This is a genomic window from Pseudomonas sp. H1_G08 (genome assembly GCF_054681355.1).
In genome coordinates, this window is sequence record NZ_CP162822.1 from 1,467,427 (window position 1) to 1,483,474 (window position 16,048).

The following is a 16,048-nucleotide window of genomic DNA, read 5'->3' on the forward strand; positions in this document are numbered from 1 at the left end:
GATGATTGGGGAGTGTTGTTTTGTCTTGCGATCCGGTTTCTCCAGGGACGGCCCTCACCCTAACCCTCTCCCAGAGGGAGAGGGGACTTGGTCGAGGTGTTTGTTGAAGATGCGCCGACCTGAGACTCTGCGTCGAGCTCGTTCTTGAATTCAACGAAGATCGGCTCCCTTCCCCCTCGCCCCCCGGGGTTGTATGTACCGGGGACTTGGTCGAGGTGTTTGTTGAAGATGCGCCGACCTGAGACTCTGCGTCGAGCTCGTTCTTGAATTCAACGAAGATCGGCTCCCTTTCCCCCTCGCCCCCCGGGGTTGTATGTACCGAGGACTTGGTCGAGGTGTTTGTCGAAGATGCGCCGACCTGAGACTCTGCGTCGAGCTCGTTCTTGAATTCAACGAAGATCGGCTCCCTTCCCCCTCGCCCCCCGGGGTTGTATGTACCGGGGACTTGGTCGAGGTGTTTGTCGAAGATGCGCCGACCTGAGACTCTGCGTCGAGCTCGTTCTTGAATTCAACGAAGATCGGCTCCCTTTCCCCCTCGCCCCCTGGGGGGAGAGGGCTGGGGTGAGGGGGCTGGGTTTCACTGACTCAACGCAATCTGCAGCCTATCCCAAACAACCATTCACCCCGTCACACACCCAACCGGCACTTTCCCCGCAAACGTATCTACCAGACTCGCCACAACCATTTCCCCCATCCGCGTGCGTGTCTGAAGCGTGGCGCTGGCCCGATGCGGTTGCAGCACCACCTGTTCATTACCAAACAACGCTTCCGGCACATTCGGTTCATCAACGAATACATCCAGCCCAGCCCCGGCAATCTCTCCCGCTGAAAGCGCGGCAACCAGAGCCGTCTCATTCACCAGTTTGCCCCGGGCGACGTTGATCAGATAACCGTCCTTGCCCAGCGCTTGCAGCACTTGCGCGTCGATGATCGCTTCGCCCTTGTCCGCCGCGGCGGCGAGGATCAGGGCGTCGCTGTCGCGGGCCAGTTGTTTGAGGTCGGCGACGAAGGTGTGGGGGACGTCGCTCATTGGTTGCAGGTCGGTGTAGCTGATCGGGCAGCCGAAGGCGGCGGCGCGGGTGGCGATGGCGCGGCCGACGCGGCCCATGCCGACGATGCCGATGCGCATGCCGGAGACTTGTCGGGCCAAGGGCAGCGGGGCGAGTGGGGTCGGGCTTTGTGGCCATTGGCCGGAGCGCACGTAGCGGTCGCTGGTGCACAGGCCACGACAGACCGAGATGAGCAGGCCGATGGCGAGGTCGGCGACGTCTTCGGTGAGGGCGCCGATGGTGGCGGTGACGCGGATGCCGCGGTCACGGGCGTAGGCCAGATCGACGGCGTCGGTGCCGACGCCGTTGACCGCGACGACTTCCAGGTTCGGCAGTTGCGCCATCAGCGCCTGGCTGATGCCGGTGTGGCCGCCGGTGATGACTCCACGGATGTTGGCGCCGTGTTCCTTTATGTAGGCGGGTTTGTCCGCTTGCTGGTAGTAGCGGCGTACGGTGAACAGTTCGTCCAGACGCGCGTTGATTGCCGGGATCAGGATCGGGCTCAGTTGCAGGATTTCTGGCTTCATGGCTACCTCGTTACGCAATAAAAAGGCCGGCTCAACCGCGGCCGGCAAACGGCATGGCGCTGGCCATGACGGTCATGTTCAGGACGTTGGCCGACAGCGGCAGGCCGGCGATGTAGCGCACTGCATCGGCGACGTGTTTGACGTCGACCATCGGCTCGACGGCGATGCTGCCATTGGCCTGGCGTACGCCTTTGGTCATGCGCACCGACATTTCGGTCAGGGCATTGCCGATGTCGATCTGGCTGCAGGCGATGTTGAATTCACGGCCATCCAGCGCCAGGGATTTGGTCAGGCCGAGCACGGCGTGTTTGCTCGCGGTGTAGGCGCTGCTGAACGGGCGCGGCGTGTGTGCGGAAATCGAGCCGTTGTTGATGATCCGCCCGCCCTGCGGCTGTTGTTTGCGCATCAGCCCAAACGCGCCGCGAGCGCACAGAAAGACTCCGTTGAGGTTGGTGTCGATCACGTTGCGCCACTGCTCGAAGGTCAGCTCGTCCAGCGGCACGGCGGGGGCGTTGACGCCGGCGTTGTTGAAGACCACATCGAGGCGCCCGTAGACCTCGGCAATGGTCGCGAACAGCACGTCGACACTGGCCGGATCACGCACGTCGGTGGGTACCGCCAGCGCTGGGTGACCCTGGCTCTGCGCCAGTTCGACCAGCGCTTGCAAGGGCTCGGGCCGGCGTCCGGCGAGCACAAGGGTAAAGCCGTCGGCCATCAGGCCGAGTGCCACGGCGCGGCCGATGCCACTGCCGGCGCCGGTGACCAGCGCAACTTTCAAAGAGGTCGTCATATTGTTGTTCTCCTTTTTCTCAATCCGCTGGAATCAGGGCCGTGGGCCGACGCGCATTTCCAGGTGGCCGATGCCGTCTATGCCAGCGCTGATCACGTCGCCCGGTTGCAGGCTGTCAACGCCGGCGGGGCTGCCAGTCATGATCAGGTCGCCGGCGCGCAGGGCCACGGATTGCGAGATGCGCGCGATTACTTCACTGACCGACCAGATCTGGCTGTCGAGGTTGTCGCGCTGGCGTTCTTCGCCGTTGACGTTAAGCCACAACTCGCCCTCGGGATGGCCGCAGCGGCTCACCGGGACAACGGCAGTCATCGGCGCGGCGCCGTCGAACACCTTGGCGCCTTCCCACGGCAAACCGTTGCTCTTGGCTGCGCGTTGTACATCGCGGCGGGTCAGGTCGAGGCCGGCGGCGTAGCCCCACACGTAGGCGAGCGCTTGATCCTCGGGGATATGGGCGCCGCCTTCACCGATGGCAACGACCAGTTCGATTTCGTGAACGAAGTCCTCGCACACTGAGGGGAAGGCGACGTCGCCGACGGCATCGACCACGCAGCTTGCCGGTTTCATGAAAAACACCGGCGGCTGGCGCGACTGGCCTTGAGAGTCCGGCCATGGGTAGTTGCGGCCGACACAGAACACCCGGCCGACGGGGAAGCGCTGCTCGGTGCCGAGGACCGGCAAGGTCACGGGCAGATCCGGGGTAAAGACGTATTCGGTCATGTTCATCCTGCGGGTCATCCTGTTTGAAAGGGCAGCGTACGGCGGCTGGCGTGGGCGAAGTTGGACGAAAGCCGCCTGCGTTTGGACAAATCCGGGCTTTTCGCCTCAGCGCACCTTCAGCTCGATGCGGTACAGACGTCCGAGCAACAACGAATAGGAGAGCGTGCCGATCAGCGCGACGCCGCCAATAAACCAGAAGGCATAGGCGAAGGTGCCGGTGGCGTGGACGATGGCGCCGATCACGATCGGCGTGACGATGCCGCCGATGTTCGCCGCCAGGCTGGTAATGCCGCCGGTGAGGCCGATCAGCTCTTTTGGCGCCACTTCCGATACCGCCGCCCACGATGAGGACGCGATGCCCTGGGCGAAGAAGGCGATGGTCAGCACGGCGATGCAGATCAGGTTGGAATCGGTGAAATTCACCAGCACGATCGACATGCCCAGCATCGAGCCAACCACCAGCGGCAACTTGCGCGCAAAGGACATCGAGTAGCCGCGACGGATCAGCAGGTCGGAAACGATGCCGGCCAGCAGAATCCCCACCGTGGCACCGACGAAGGGCAGCACGGCGAAGATCCCGGCCTTGATCATGGTCAGTTTGCGTTCTTCGATCAGGTAGGTCGGGAACCAGGTGAGGAAGAAGTACAGCGCCGAGGTGCTGGCGAATTTGCCGATGCAGATCGCCCAGATCTGCCGATAGCTGAACAGCTCGGCGATCTGCCGCCAGTTGAAACGCGTGCGCTCCTGGCTGCTCTTGACCAGGCCGCCGCCGGTTTCGATGTACTTCAATTCTTCCTGGCTGACTTTCTTGCAGTTCAGCGGATCGCGATACAGGTACAGCCACAGCACACCGAAGACGATGCCGAGTGCGCCGGTGCTGTAGAACACGTGGCGCCAGTCGAAGGTGGTCGCCAGCCATAACAGCGCGCCGGTGAACAGCGCGGTGCCGAGGTACTGGCCGCACACGTAAATGCTACTGGCCATCCCGCGTTCCCGCGCCGGGAACCACACCGTCACCGCGCGGCTGTTGGCCGGAAAGGCCGGGGCTTCCATGGCGCCGACCGCCAGGCGCAGGCCGAACAGCGAGGCAAATCCCGTGGCGAAACCTTGGCAAACGGTGACGGTCGACCAACTGATCAGCGATACGCCGTAGGTGAAGCGCGAGCCAAACCGGTCGGCAATGAAGCCGGCCGGCACCAGCGCCAAGGCATAGGTCCAGGCGAACGCGGAAAAGATCAGGCCCATCTCGATCTTGTCCAGGCCCAGGTCCTTGGCCATGAACGGCGCGGCGATCGAGATGTTCACCCGGTCGATGTAATTGATGATCGTCGCGATCAGCAGCAACGACAGCATGAACCAGCGCCGCCGCGTAGGCAGACGCTGCGCCGAACCGGCATCGCGTGCACCGGCGATCACCGGCGGCACCGTGGCACTGGAAGAATGGGAGTTGGACATGCGGAGACCTCGTTATTGTTAGAAGAGTCGAGATTTTTCGAGCAGCCGATGCCGTTGCCCGCAACGTGTGGGGCAAGGCAATCGAACGGGTTGCAGCGCGGTTTTCAGACGTTCAGGAACGTCTTTGTGCGATTGATTTCAAGGGGAGGTCGGGCGGGGCGGCGAGGGGAAATAGCAGGATCATGACGTGCGCACCTTTGATTGTTTTTGAAAGAGGTTGGGCTGCGTTGGTCATTACAGTGGTCGTACAACGGTTCTAAATCAACCGATGGGTTAGAACGTTTTTTCTTGAAAAAAGTGGGTTTGGCGAACGTGTCCAAAAAGATAAATACGATTTGTCTTGAAAATAAAGATCAGGTTCATATCCCAAGATACTGAAAAATAACGATTATCTTGATTTTTGTAGTAATGCGGTTTTTGGACAGGCTCATCGCGAGGCTTCTTTCAAAAAAGCCAATGTCATCGTATGACTCATTGCCGCCCACCGCCCAACCCTGCAAGATGACAGGCGCTACCTCACTGCCCGGAGGACCTTCTGCCCATGTCTTCACCCAGCCGTATCCCGACTTACGTCATGCAGCAACGCAGCGAATTGACCGATTTCTACATTCGCGACAAAAAGGGTCGTCGCGCCGAAACCGCGCCTCACCGGCACGAGTACTTCCAGATCCAGATCAACCTCGGTGGCGACACCGTGCAGCACATCGGCAGCGTCCAGCGGCCATTCCCGCGCAACACCCTGGCGTTCATCCTGCCGCACCGCGTGCATGTGATTCCGCATCCCGCAGACAGCAATTTCATCGTCATCAATTTTTCCCAGACGTTCCTCTTGCCGCATCTACAGTGCGACCCGATGGATCTGGAAGAGGTGTCAATCCTGCTCGCGCCTGAACTGTCGCCGTTCCGCTTTCAGGAGCATCTGGATTTCATTTTGGGCGATGAGGATTTCGCTCAGGTCTGCGGCCTGATCGAGCAGATGCGCAGCCTTGATGAGAACCGTCAGTTCGGCACACGGGAAATGCTCAAGGGCTTGTTGCTGCAGATGATCGGCAGCGTGTGTTTTCTTTACGCCGAGCCGCTCAAGCGCCTGGCGGAAGAGAATGCCGCCGAGAACAGCCGTCGCGACGCCTTGAGCCGAATGTTCGAGTACTTGCGGAAGAACATCGCCGATCCTGATCTCAACCTGATCAAAGTCGCCGCTGCGACCTATCTGTCACCGACTTACCTGACGCACTGGCTGCGCAAGGAGATCGGCAAGACGTTCACCGAGCTGGTGCTGGAGCGGCGCATGCACGCGGCGCGCAATTTCCTGCTCAACAGCACGCGCTCGGTGGGCGAGGTCGCGCGGCTGTGTGGATTTGCTGATGAGGCCTATTTCTCTCGACGTTTTCGCCAGATTCATGGCCAGCCACCGGGGCAGTTTCGTCGCCGCCAGCTCAATCCGGATACGCCGCAGACACCACTGAATACTTAGAACGGCGCTCAGACCCATTTGAAGCGGGCAGGGAAGCGCGCCACGAAACAGGTGCCTGCCTCGCTGTCGGACGTCACGGTCAAGGTGCCGTTGTGCGCATTGGCAATTTGCCCGGCAATGTACAAGCCCAGCCCCAGCCCTTCATTGCGCTGACCGGCTTCGGAACGTGAGAACGGTTCAAACAGCAGCGGCATCAGCGCGGGTGGAATCGGCGCGCCCTGGTTGGTCAGCGAAATCACCATCTCATCGCCCTCGGCAAACGCCTTGAGCACGATCGGTTCGGCCGTAGAACCGTGGGTCACCGCGTTGCCCAGCAGATTCGACAACAACTGGCTGATGCGCAACGGGTCGCAATAGACCCCGGTCGGTACCTCAAGCGAATCAATGAACTTCGCCTGCGGGTACGCCACCTGGATTTCTTCAAGGGTCTGGCGCAGCGTTTGCTGCAAGTCATCGACCAGTTTGCGTTGCACCGGAATCCCGCTGCCGAGCCGACCCCGGGCAAAGTCGAGGATGTTTTCGATCAGCACGCCCATGCGCACCGAACTGGTACGGATCGCCGATAGCAGCGTGCGCGAGCGCTTGTCTTCGGCTTTGCTTTGCAGCAGGTCGGCACTCATGCGAATGGCACTGAGTGGCGTGCGCAAGTCATGGCCCAGTACGGCGATGAACTGCTCGCGCAGACGGCCCAATTCGTTGGCATCGGCCAGTGCGGTTTTGGTCGCGTGCAAATGGCCCTGGGTATCCAGGCTCATTGCAATCAGCTGGGCGAAGAGGGTGAGGGTCTTTTCGATGGCCGGGTCGTCGAGGTTCGCCGGAACCGAATCAATGGCGCAGAGTGTGCCGAAAAACTCGCCATTGGCCTTGATGATCGGAATCGAAATGTAGCTTTCCAGACCATAGGTTTTCGGCGTGTGGTGCGTGGAGAAAACCGGGTGCTGGCTGGCATGGCCGAAGATCACCGGCTGATGGTGCTGACGGATCTCATGACAAATCGTCGATTCCAGTACCAGTTCGCCGCCGGGCAACAGGCCGAAGTCTATCGAGTCATCCACGGCGCAAGCGATCCACTTGCTCTCGGTGACCCGCGCTACAGCGGCGAAGCGCATGCCGGTCGTATGCTTGACCATGCTCAGGATCACCGGCACAGCGTCGATGCTGCCGATGGCCTGGAGGTCGGAGGAGAAATCTGTCTGGGGCATGGCCGGCGCTTCGCGAAAGTGTCGCCAGAGACTATCGGTAAACGCCGGACATGCCTAATGAACCTGCAAAAAAGGGCACCGGGAAAAGTCCCGGCGCCCTGTGCGGTGCTTGCTGAGCGCTATCGCCTCAGAACTTGTACTTCGCGGTCATCATGTAGCTGCGCGGGGTGCCGTAGTTATCGGTCGAGCCCCAGGTCACGTCAGTACCGATGGAGGAATAGTACTTGCGGTCGAAAATGTTGTTGGCATTGACCTGCAGGTCGAGGTGCTTGTTGACCTCATAACCGGCCATCAGGTCGGTGACCGCGTAGCCGCCCTGTTCGAGGCGATAGCTGCCGCCGTTGGCCAGAGCGATGTCGTTGTACATGCGGCTCTGCCAGTAGACGTTGCCGCCCACGCGCAGTTTTTCCAGCGGGCCTTTGAAGCGGTACACGGTGGAGACCTTGAACAGGTGCTCCGGCATGTCGGTGTCGAATTTCTGATTGTTGTTGGCCGGGTTTTCGTCCTTGATGTAGTGGGCGCGGGTGTAGGTGTAGCCGGCGCCGACTTGCCATTGCTCGGTCAGCGCACCTTGCAGTTCCATGTCCACGCCTTGGGCGCGAACCTTGCCGGAGGTTTCGTAGCAGGTCAGTTCCGGGCAGCCGAGCTGGGTCGCCGCCTGGGTGGCGCGGTTGGTCTGGTCCATCTGGAACACCGCCACGCTGCCGTTCAGCGCACCGTCGAAATATTCGCCTTTGATACCGACTTCGTAGTTTTCACCGACGATCGGCTCGAGCACTTTGCCGCCGAGATCTTTCTGGGTTTGCGGGGTAAAGATGTCGGTGTAGCTGGCGTAGACCGAATGATGGTCATCGAGTTTGTAGATCAGGCCGGCGTAACGGGTCAGGTTGCGCGTGACCTTGAAGTCGCCATCGGCACTGCGATCGTCGTAGTCATACCAGTCCAGGCGGCTGCCGAGAATCAACGTCAGCGGGTCGGCCAGGCTCAAGCGCGTGGTCAGGTAAACCGCGTCCTGGGTGGTGACGTTGCGCGACTTGCCACTGCGGACGAAGTCAGGCTTGGGCGCGGCGATCGGCAGGCCGGTGTCGTAGGGCGAGTATTCCTTGGTGGTGGCGTCGTACACGCGGTTGCTGGCGCCGACTACCAATTCGTGGGTACGGCCGAACGCTTCGAACGGGCCGCTGGCGAAACCATCGAAGGCGCGTTGCTTGTCGGTGTGGTGCGATTGGTAGGCGGTGGTTTCCAGCGGGCCGTCGTAGCGCGACAGGTACGTGCCGGAGAATTCGCCCTCGGTTGTCGAAGTCGAGCCGCCGAGGTGCAGTTTCCAGTCGTTGTCGAAACGGTGTTCGACTTCACCGAATACGGTGTCGACCTGCAACTTGCGGTTTTCCCAGTCGGTGCCCGGGTAAGTGGAGCGGGGCAGATCGAGGTGGTGGCCGTTTTCGCCGATCGGCAGGCCGCCCCAGAAATAGTTGGTCTGATCGTTCTGCCGGGAAAAACCGAGGGTCGCCGTGGTGCTGTCGCTAAGGTCGGCTTCACCGATGGCGTAGAACAGGCCGTGATCGTTTTCTTCCTTGTCGCGGAAACTGTCCGCGCCCTGATACGACGTCACTACCCGGCCACGCAGGGTGCCGCTTTCGTTCAGCGGGCTGGAGGCATCGACTTCGCCACGGTAGTCATCCCAGCTGCCGGCGGCGCCGGTGAGGGTTACGCGCTGATCAGCGGTTGGACGCTTGCGCACCATGTTGATCGCCGCCGACGGGTTGCCGGCACCGGTGACCAGGCCGGTCGCGCCACGAACGATTTCCACCCGGTCGAACATCGCCAGGTTCGGTTGCACCGCCAGGGTGTACGGCGAATACGAGCTGGGCAGGCCGTCGTACATGATGTTGTCGATGTCGAAACCGCGCGCCTTGTAAGTCTGCCGGCCCGGGCCGCTGGCCTCGCTGAGGAACAGCCCCGGCGTACCGCGCACCACGTCGTTGACGCTGGTCATGTTCTGGTCGTCCATGCGCTGGCGAGTGATCACCGTCACCGCCTGCGGCGTTTCGCGCATGGTCAGCGACAGCTTGGTCGCGGTCTGCATCGGGCCGGTGGTGTAGGACTGCGTGTCTTCGGTGGTGCTGCTCATCTGCGTAGCGCCGATTTCGGTCGCTTGCAGTTCCAGCGGGCCATTGGCTGGCGCAGTGGCTGCGGTTTCTTCAGCCAACGCAGGAGCGATGCTGGCCATGCCGATGGCGAGTGCGAGGAGGTTAGGTGAAAGGTTCGAGCGGCGGTGAATGGTGTGAAACGACATCTATCTGCTTCCCCAAGATTTACCCAAACGAAACTAATGCGAGTGAATGTAAGAATTATTCGCATTAGTATGTCGGAAGTTTCCGGGGGAATAAACCCGTACGAGTCAGTTAGTTAATGATTTTTTCACAATTGGGTTTGATCGCTTCCGCAAGCAAATGTGGGAGCGGCCTGCTCGCGAAGGCGGTGTGTCATTCAACAGATGCGTTGTCTGATACGACGCTTTCGCGAGCAGGCTCGCTCCCACAGGGTTATGCGGTTTTTTTGAAATCAGTCCAGATCCTTCGCCTCATGCCGCTCCGGTACCTGACTGTCTTCATCACCCCAGGTGCGATTCACTCGCTGCCCACGGATGACCGCTGGCCGCTTGGCGATTTCTTCCGCCCAGCGCTGCACATGGGTGTACTCGTGCGCGGCGAGAAATTCCGCCGCCGAGTAAACGTTGTTGCGTACCAGTTGCCCGTACCAGGGCCACACGGCAATGTCGGCGATGGTGTAATCGTCGCCGGCCAGATAGGCGTTGTCGGCGAGACGGCGGTTGAGCACATCCAGCTGCCGTTTGGCTTCCATGGTGAAGCGGTTGATCGGATATTCGAGCTTCTCCGGCGCATACGCGTAGAAGTGCCCGAAACCGCCGCCCAGGTACGGCGCCGAGCCCATTTGCCAGAACAGCCAGTTGAGGGTTTCGGTGCGACCGGCCGGATCCTTGGGCAGCAAGGCGCCGAACTTTTCCGCGAGATACAGCAGGATCGAACCGGACTCGAACACCCGGATCGGCGGCTCGACGCTGCGATCCAGCAGCGCCGGGATTTTCGAGTTCGGGTTGACCTCGACAAAACCGCTGGAGAACTGATCGCCCTCGCCAATGCGGATCAGCCACGCATCGTATTCGGCCTCGCTGTGGCCAAGTGCGAGCAACTCTTCGAGCATGATGGTGACCTTGACGCCGTTGGGCGTGGCCAGCGAATACAGCTGCAACGGATGCTTGCCGACCGGCAGTTCCTTGTCGTGGGTCGGCCCGGCGATCGGCCGGTTGATGCTGGCGAAGTGGCCGCCGGAAGGGGCTTCGTGTTTCCAGACCTTGGGCGGAACGTAAGACGCATTGCTCATGAAACGGACCTCGTCGATGCTGGGAGAGAACAGGTAGACACCGTAGGGAAAATTTCCGGCGGGTGCCAGCGGTGAGTGCGGTTATTCATATTGAATGATGTAAACCGATCTGCCGCCTTCGCGAGCAGGCTCGCTCCCACAGGGTATGTATTGGACAGAGAAACAGGGTTCACCCGTATTCATTGTGGGAGCGAGCCTGCTCGCGAAAGCGTCGGCAGGGTCGCCGCGCCTAATGGCTCCAATACCGCCCAACCGCACCCCCGAGTCCCTGCACCGGATCTGTCTCAGGAAACGCCAGCCCCGCAATCCGCGCCAACTGCGCATCACTCGGCGCGGCCCGGCAAATATCCGCCTGCTGCCCCGGCGGATAAGCACCCACCACCAGAAAATCCTCACTCGATCCCAGATTGCAGTGCCCGGTTCCGGCAGGCAGCAACAGCACATCCCCGGCGCTGACGTCGACGGCTTGCCCGTCAGGCCCGCCCAACATCAACCGCGCCTGACCGGCCGCCACGCCAAGCACTTCGTGGCCTTCAGTGTGGTAGTGGTGATAGTCATAAATGCCGTAGCGCCACTGCGCCGGCCAGCCATTGGCGCCGAAGGTCTGCTCGAAGCGCGCCGCGGGATCGTCGCCTTCAACGGCAACCGCGCTGCGGTAGATCAGCACTGGCAGACGCGGATTGTTCGGCACCCAGTCATTGCGTTGAAGCAGCAGGGTTTGTACTTCAGTCATGACCCATCCTCCTTCGATCATTTCTCAATCGACCACAGAGCAGGGCGCACGCCTCAAAAAATCATTGCCGCGCAAACACGGCGCCGAAGTTGATGCCCGGAAAATCCAGCGAAACTTCATCGCGCAGCGGGCTGTCCAGACCCTTACATGTCCATGCAGCGGTAAATGGCGAGGGTCAAGATGACGATGACAGTTGGTGATTTTCTGGTTGAGCGGCTCAGCGAATGGGGCGTCACACGAATTTTTGGTTATCCGGGGGATGGCATCAATGGCGTGTTCGGCGCCATGAGCCGGGCCAAAGGCAAGATCGAATTCGTTCAGGCACGGCACGAGGAAATGGCCGCGTTCATGGCCTCGGCCCACGCCAAGTTCACCGGCGAGCTGGGCGTCTGCATCGCCACTTCCGGTCCCGGCGCTTCGCACCTGATCACCGGGCTCTACGATGCACGGATGGACCACATGCCGGTGCTGGCCATCGTCGGTCAGCAGGCGCGTACGGCGCTGGGCAGTCACTACCAGCAGGAGCTGGATCTGGTGTCGATGTTCAAAGACGTCGCCGGGGCTTTTGTGCAGCAGGCTTCGGCGCCTTCGCAAGTGCGCCATTTGCTTGATCGTGCGGTGCGCACTGCGGTCGGCGAGCGCCGCGTCACCGCGCTGATTCTGCCCAATGACTTGCAGGACCTGCCTTACGAACAACCGGCGCGCGCCCATGGCACCGCGCATTCCGGCGTCGGCTACAGCAAGCCGAAAGTCGTTCCTTATGCCGCCGATCTGCAACGCGCCGCCGAGGTACTGAACAGCGGCGAGAAAGTCGCGATTCTGGTCGGTGCCGGCGCGCTGGAGGCGACCGATCTGGTCATCGCCGTGGCGGAAAAACTTGGCGCCGGTGTCGCCAAGGCTCTGCTCGGCAAAGCGGCACTCCCCGATGACTTGCAGTGGGTGACCGGCAGCATCGGCCTGCTTGGCACCGAGCCCAGCTACAAGCTGATGAGCGAATGCGACACCTTGCTGATGATCGGTTCGGGCTTCCCGTATTCCGAGTTTCTGCCCAAGGAAGGCCAGGCGCGCGGCGTGCAGATCGACTTGCAGCCGGACATGCTCAGCCTGCGTTATCCGATGGAGGTCAATCTGGTCGGTGATTCAGCGGAAACCCTTGCCGCGTTGCTGCCCTTGCTGGAACAGAAAACCTCGAACAAATGGCGCAAGAAGATCGAAGGCTGGCGCAGCAGCTGGGAGAAAACCCTGGAAAAGCGCGCCATGGCCAAAGCCGATCCGGTCAACCCGCAACGAGTGGTCTACGAGTTGTCACCGCGTTTGCCCGAGCAGGCAATCATCACTAGCGACTCCGGCTCCTGCGCCAACTGGTTCGCCCGTGACCTGAAAATCCGTCGCGGCATGAAATGCTCGTTGTCCGGTGGTCTGGCCTCGATGGGCGCGGCGGTGCCGTATGCGATCGCGGCGAAGTTTGCCTACCCGGAACGCCCGGTCATTGCCCTGGTCGGCGATGGCGCGATGCAGATGAACAACATGGCCGAGCTGATCACCGTCGCCAAATACTGGCGACAATGGCAGAGCCCGAAATGGATCTGCGCGGTGTTCAACAATGAAGACCTCAATCAAGTCACCTGGGAGCAGCGGGTGATGGAGGGCGATCCGAAGTTCGAAGCGTCGCAGAGCATTCCCGATGTGCCGTATCACCTGTTCGCGATCTCCATTGGCCTCAAGGGCATTTTTGTTGATCGTGAAGAAGAGGTCGCCGCTGCGTGGGAGCAAGCGCTCGCCTCGGAAGTGCCCGTGCTGATCGAGTTCAAGACCGACCCGAACGTGCCGCCACTGCCGCCGCACATCAAGCTTGAGCAAGCGAAGAAATTCGCCACGACCCTGCTCAAGGGCGATCCGGATGAAGCCGGGGTGATTGTGCAGACCGCCAAGCAGGTGCTCGGCGCCGTGTTGCCCGGGAAAAAATGACGGTGGGCGCTTGAACGAGCCAGCGATCTTTATCGGTTGCGCCGGCTGGAGTCTCGGTCGCGAGCACTGGCCGGCATTCCCCGCCGAAGGCACGCACCTGCAACGCTACGCCGCGCGCTTCAACTGTGTGGAAATCAACAGCTCGTTCTACCGCCCGCATCGGCGTCAGACCTACGAGCGCTGGGCTGATTCGGTGGCGCCGGACTTTCGCTTCGCCGTGAAAGTGCCGAAGCTCATCACCCATGAACAGCGGCTGGCGGACAGCGCGGCCGCGCTCGATGAGTTTCTCGGACAGTGCCAGGGCTTGGGTGATCGACTCGGCTGCCTGCTGGTGCAACTGCCACCGAAACTTGCTTTCGATGCTCCGGTGGCCGAGGCGTTTTTTCGTGCCCTGCGCGAGCGGTACAAAGGCAGTGTGGTGCTTGAGCCACGACACGAATCGTGGACTGAGGCAGAGGCAATGCTGGTGGATTTGCAGATTGCCCAGGCAGTGGTCGATCCCTCGCGGATCAGCAGCGACACCGCGCCGGGTGGATGGCAAGGCCTGCAGTATTGGCGCCTGCACGGCTCGCCACGGATTTATCACAGCGCTTATGAAGCGGCTTATCTGCAACAGCTCGCTCAGAACCTGCGGCGCGCGAAGGCCGACGGCAGAGACATCTGGTGCATCTTCGACAACACCGCCAGCGGTGCCGCCACCGCCGATGCGCTGGCATTGAGGGCGTTGATCGAAGGCGGTGAACGCTGAACGACGACGCTCTCGTTACCCACACAAACGATCCGGCTACAGGTAAACTCCGCGCACTTTTTCAAGGAGTTCACATGAGTTACTACCAGCCGGGCATTCTCGCTACCCCTGTTCCTGCGCAAGCACGTCATCTGTTTTTCGCCCTGGCGTCGGTTGAAGCCTTGCCGCAGGCGATCGACAGCCTGCTGATGCTGGTGGATGGCAAGTCGGCGGTGGTTGGCTTTGGTGAGTCGTTGACCAAGGCGCTGAATGTCGAAATCGCTGGCCTGCGCAGCTTCCCGGCGCTGACCGGCGTTGGCGTGAATAACCCGTCGACCCAGCATGCCCTGTGGATCTGGCTGCACGGTGTTGACCGTGGTGAGCTGCTCAACCGCTGCAACGCTATCGAAGCCGCGCTGGCCCCGGCCTTGCGTCTGGTCGAGATGCAGGAAGCCTTCCGCCACATGGACGGCCACGACCTCACCGGTTACGAAGACGGCACGGAAAACCCCCACGATGACGCCGCTGTCGCCGCCGCACTGCTAAGCAGTGGTGCTGATGGACTGGTCGGTGGCAGCTTCGCCGCGATCCAGCAATGGCAGCACGACCTCAAGGGCTTTCATCGCCTGTCTGCCGGTGCCAAGGACGACATCATGGGGCGTCGCTTGAGCGATAACGAAGAAATCGACGACGCGCCGATCTCCGCCCACGTGAAACGCACCGCGCAGGAAAGCTTTGCGCCGGAAGCGTTCGTCGTGCGCCGTTCGATGCCGTGGATCGAAGGCGATCGTGCCGGTTTGATGTTCCTCGCCTTCGGCTTTTCGCTGGATGCCTTCGAAGCACAGCTGCGCCGTATGAGCGGTCTGGAGGACGGTATTGCCGATGGCTTGTATCAGATCAGCCGACCAATCACCGGCGGCTACTACTGGTGCCCGCCGCTCAAGGACGGACGCCTTGATCTGCGCGCGTTGCGCATCGGCTGAGGACTGAAGATGAACGTGGTGCGCTGGGGCATGATCGGTTGCGGTAGCGTCGCTGAACGCAAGAGCGGGCCGGCCTTCTACAAGGCGCCCGGTTCGGCGCTGATTGCGGTAATGGGCCGTCGCCTCGAAGCGGTGACCGACTACGCTGCGCGCCACGGCATTAGTCGCGTCTACACCGATGTCGATGCGCTGATCAACGATCCCGAGGTGGACGCGGTGTACATCGCCACGCCGCCCGACAGCCACCATGCCTACAGCCTGAAAGTCGCCGCCGCCGGCAAGCATTGCTGCGTGGAAAAGCCCATGGCACTCAACGCCGGGCAAAGCCGCGAGATGCAGCAAGCGTTTGCCGCTGCCGGTCTGCACTTGTTCGTCTCCTATTACCGCCGCTCGCTGCCGCGCTTTGCCCAGGTGCGGCATTGGCTGGAGGAGGGGCGCATCGGCGATGTCCGGCATATGAGCTGGACGCTGACCAAAGCGCCGTCGCCGGCTGATCTTGAGGGTCGCGATAATTGGCGCACCGACCCGGCGGTGGCTGGCGGCGGCTACTTTGCCGACCTGGCCAGCCATGGCCTGGACCTGTTCCAGTATCTGCTTGGCGACATCGTTGAAGTCGCCGGTTTCACTGCGCGTCAGGCAGGTTTGTACGCGGCTGAAGATGCGGTCAGCGCCACTTGGCGATTCGCCTCCGGGGCGTTGGGCATGGGCTGCTGGAACTTTGTTGCGGACCGCCGTGAAGATCGCGTCGAGATTATCGGCAGCAAAGGGCGGATCGGGTTTTCGGTGTTTGATGAACATCCGGTGCAGCTGTTTGCCGACGAGCAGATCAGCCTGGAAATTGCCCACCATGAGCATATCCAGTGGCATCACGTGCTGGGGATGAATGCGCATATTCGTGGTGATTCACAGCATCCCGCCGTGGCCGAGCAAGCCGTCAAGACCGACTGGGTCATGGACCGGATCCTCAAACGCTGAATAGCTCACGATCCCCTGTGGGAGCGAGCCTGCTCGCGAA

13 protein-coding genes are annotated in these 16,048 nt (G+C 61.3%); 5 read left to right on the forward strand and 8 right to left on the reverse strand.

All coding sequences use genetic code 11. The features are described 5' to 3' along the window. Positions 1–619: 619 nt before the first annotated feature. The 4 genes from AB4N85_RS06675 to AB4N85_RS06690 form a co-directional block, all read right to left on the reverse strand. Positions 620–1,576 carry a 2-hydroxyacid dehydrogenase gene (locus AB4N85_RS06675; protein WP_460067452.1) on the reverse strand — a complete coding sequence of 319 codons (957 nt, stop codon included), beginning with the start codon at positions 1,574–1,576 and terminating at the stop codon, positions 620–622. 31 nt (positions 1,577–1,607) lie between these two features. Next, on the reverse strand, positions 1,608–2,366 hold the full coding sequence (locus tag AB4N85_RS06680) for an SDR family oxidoreductase (RefSeq protein ID WP_095179705.1): 759 nt from the start codon (positions 2,364–2,366) through the stop codon (positions 1,608–1,610). Between the two features lie 33 nt (positions 2,367–2,399). Continuing rightward, positions 2,400–3,092 carry a fumarylacetoacetate hydrolase family protein gene (locus tag AB4N85_RS06685; protein ID WP_095179706.1) on the reverse strand — a complete coding sequence of 231 codons (693 nt, stop codon included), beginning with the start codon at positions 3,090–3,092 and terminating at the stop codon, positions 2,400–2,402. 99 nt (positions 3,093–3,191) lie between these two features. Continuing rightward, entirely contained in the window at positions 3,192–4,541 is a 1,350-nt protein-coding gene (locus AB4N85_RS06690) for an MFS transporter (protein WP_460067455.1), read from the reverse strand. Positions 4,542–5,082: 541 nt separating this feature from the next. Between AB4N85_RS06690 and AB4N85_RS06695 the strand changes: the two genes are divergently transcribed. Then, the gene (locus AB4N85_RS06695) at positions 5,083–6,015 is read left to right on the forward strand and encodes a helix-turn-helix transcriptional regulator (RefSeq protein WP_041478660.1); all 933 of its coding nucleotides are present in this window, start codon (positions 5,083–5,085) and stop codon (positions 6,013–6,015) included. Between the two features lie 8 nt (positions 6,016–6,023). Here AB4N85_RS06695 and AB4N85_RS06700 read toward each other — a convergent pair whose 3' ends face one another. From AB4N85_RS06700 to AB4N85_RS06715, 4 genes are all read right to left on the reverse strand, one after another. After that, on the reverse strand, positions 6,024–7,217 hold the full coding sequence (locus tag AB4N85_RS06700) for a GAF domain-containing sensor histidine kinase (RefSeq protein WP_252869323.1): 1,194 nt from the start codon (positions 7,215–7,217) through the stop codon (positions 6,024–6,026). A gap of 127 nt (positions 7,218–7,344) precedes the next feature. Next, the gene (locus AB4N85_RS06705; protein ID WP_252869324.1) at positions 7,345–9,513 is read right to left on the reverse strand and encodes a TonB-dependent siderophore receptor; all 2,169 of its coding nucleotides are present in this window, start codon (positions 9,511–9,513) and stop codon (positions 7,345–7,347) included. 269 nt (positions 9,514–9,782) lie between these two features. Continuing rightward, entirely contained in the window at positions 9,783–10,622 is an 840-nt protein-coding gene (gene yghU, locus AB4N85_RS06710) for a glutathione-dependent disulfide-bond oxidoreductase (protein WP_236169021.1), read from the reverse strand. A 229-nt stretch (positions 10,623–10,851) separates the two neighbouring features. Further along, a complete protein-coding gene (locus tag AB4N85_RS06715; protein WP_252869325.1) occupies positions 10,852–11,355 on the reverse strand; it encodes a cupin in 504 nt (167 codons plus the stop codon). 180 nt (positions 11,356–11,535) lie between these two features. Between AB4N85_RS06715 and AB4N85_RS06720 the strand changes: the two genes are divergently transcribed. The 4 genes from AB4N85_RS06720 (at position 11,536) to AB4N85_RS06735 (ending at position 16,008) form a co-directional block, all read left to right on the forward strand. Beyond that, on the forward strand, positions 11,536–13,323 hold the full coding sequence (locus tag AB4N85_RS06720) for a thiamine pyrophosphate-requiring protein (protein ID WP_041478664.1): 1,788 nt from the start codon (positions 11,536–11,538) through the stop codon (positions 13,321–13,323). 10 nt (positions 13,324–13,333) lie between these two features. After that, entirely contained in the window at positions 13,334–14,071 is a 738-nt protein-coding gene (locus tag AB4N85_RS06725) for a DUF72 domain-containing protein (protein WP_164488342.1), read from the forward strand. A gap of 74 nt (positions 14,072–14,145) precedes the next feature. Continuing rightward, a complete protein-coding gene (locus AB4N85_RS06730) occupies positions 14,146–15,033 on the forward strand; it encodes a Dyp-type peroxidase (protein ID WP_071172020.1) in 888 nt (295 codons plus the stop codon). A gap of 9 nt (positions 15,034–15,042) precedes the next feature. Then, the gene (locus tag AB4N85_RS06735) at positions 15,043–16,008 is read left to right on the forward strand and encodes a Gfo/Idh/MocA family protein (protein WP_252869326.1); all 966 of its coding nucleotides are present in this window, start codon (positions 15,043–15,045) and stop codon (positions 16,006–16,008) included. Positions 16,009–16,048 lie beyond the last annotated feature (40 nt).

What these genes read in the sequence shown, in the direction of transcription:
- AB4N85_RS06675 (WP_460067452.1), bottom strand. Translation starts at nt 1,576, where the DNA reads ATGAAGCCAGAAATCCTGCAACTGAGCCCGATCCTGATCCCGGCAATC.
- AB4N85_RS06680 (WP_095179705.1), bottom strand. Translation starts at nt 2,366, where the DNA reads ATGACGACCTCTTTGAAAGTTGCGCTGGTCACCGGCGCCGGCAGTGGC.
- AB4N85_RS06685 (WP_095179706.1), bottom strand. Translation starts at nt 3,092, where the DNA reads ATGAACATGACCGAATACGTCTTTACCCCGGATCTGCCCGTGACCTTG.
- AB4N85_RS06690 (WP_460067455.1), bottom strand. Translation starts at nt 4,541, where the DNA reads ATGTCCAACTCCCATTCTTCCAGTGCCACGGTGCCGCCGGTGATCGCC.
- AB4N85_RS06695 (WP_041478660.1), top strand. Translation starts at nt 5,083, where the DNA reads ATGTCTTCACCCAGCCGTATCCCGACTTACGTCATGCAGCAACGCAGC.
- AB4N85_RS06700 (WP_252869323.1), bottom strand. Translation starts at nt 7,217, where the DNA reads ATGCCCCAGACAGATTTCTCCTCCGACCTCCAGGCCATCGGCAGCATC.
- AB4N85_RS06705 (WP_252869324.1), bottom strand. Translation starts at nt 9,513, where the DNA reads ATGTCGTTTCACACCATTCACCGCCGCTCGAACCTTTCACCTAACCTC.
- yghU (WP_236169021.1), bottom strand. Translation starts at nt 10,622, where the DNA reads ATGAGCAATGCGTCTTACGTTCCGCCCAAGGTCTGGAAACACGAAGCC.
- AB4N85_RS06715 (WP_252869325.1), bottom strand. Translation starts at nt 11,355, where the DNA reads ATGACTGAAGTACAAACCCTGCTGCTTCAACGCAATGACTGGGTGCCG.
- AB4N85_RS06720 (WP_041478664.1), top strand. Translation starts at nt 11,536, where the DNA reads ATGACGATGACAGTTGGTGATTTTCTGGTTGAGCGGCTCAGCGAATGG.
- AB4N85_RS06730 (WP_071172020.1), top strand. Translation starts at nt 14,146, where the DNA reads ATGAGTTACTACCAGCCGGGCATTCTCGCTACCCCTGTTCCTGCGCAA.
- AB4N85_RS06735 (WP_252869326.1), top strand. Translation starts at nt 15,043, where the DNA reads ATGAACGTGGTGCGCTGGGGCATGATCGGTTGCGGTAGCGTCGCTGAA.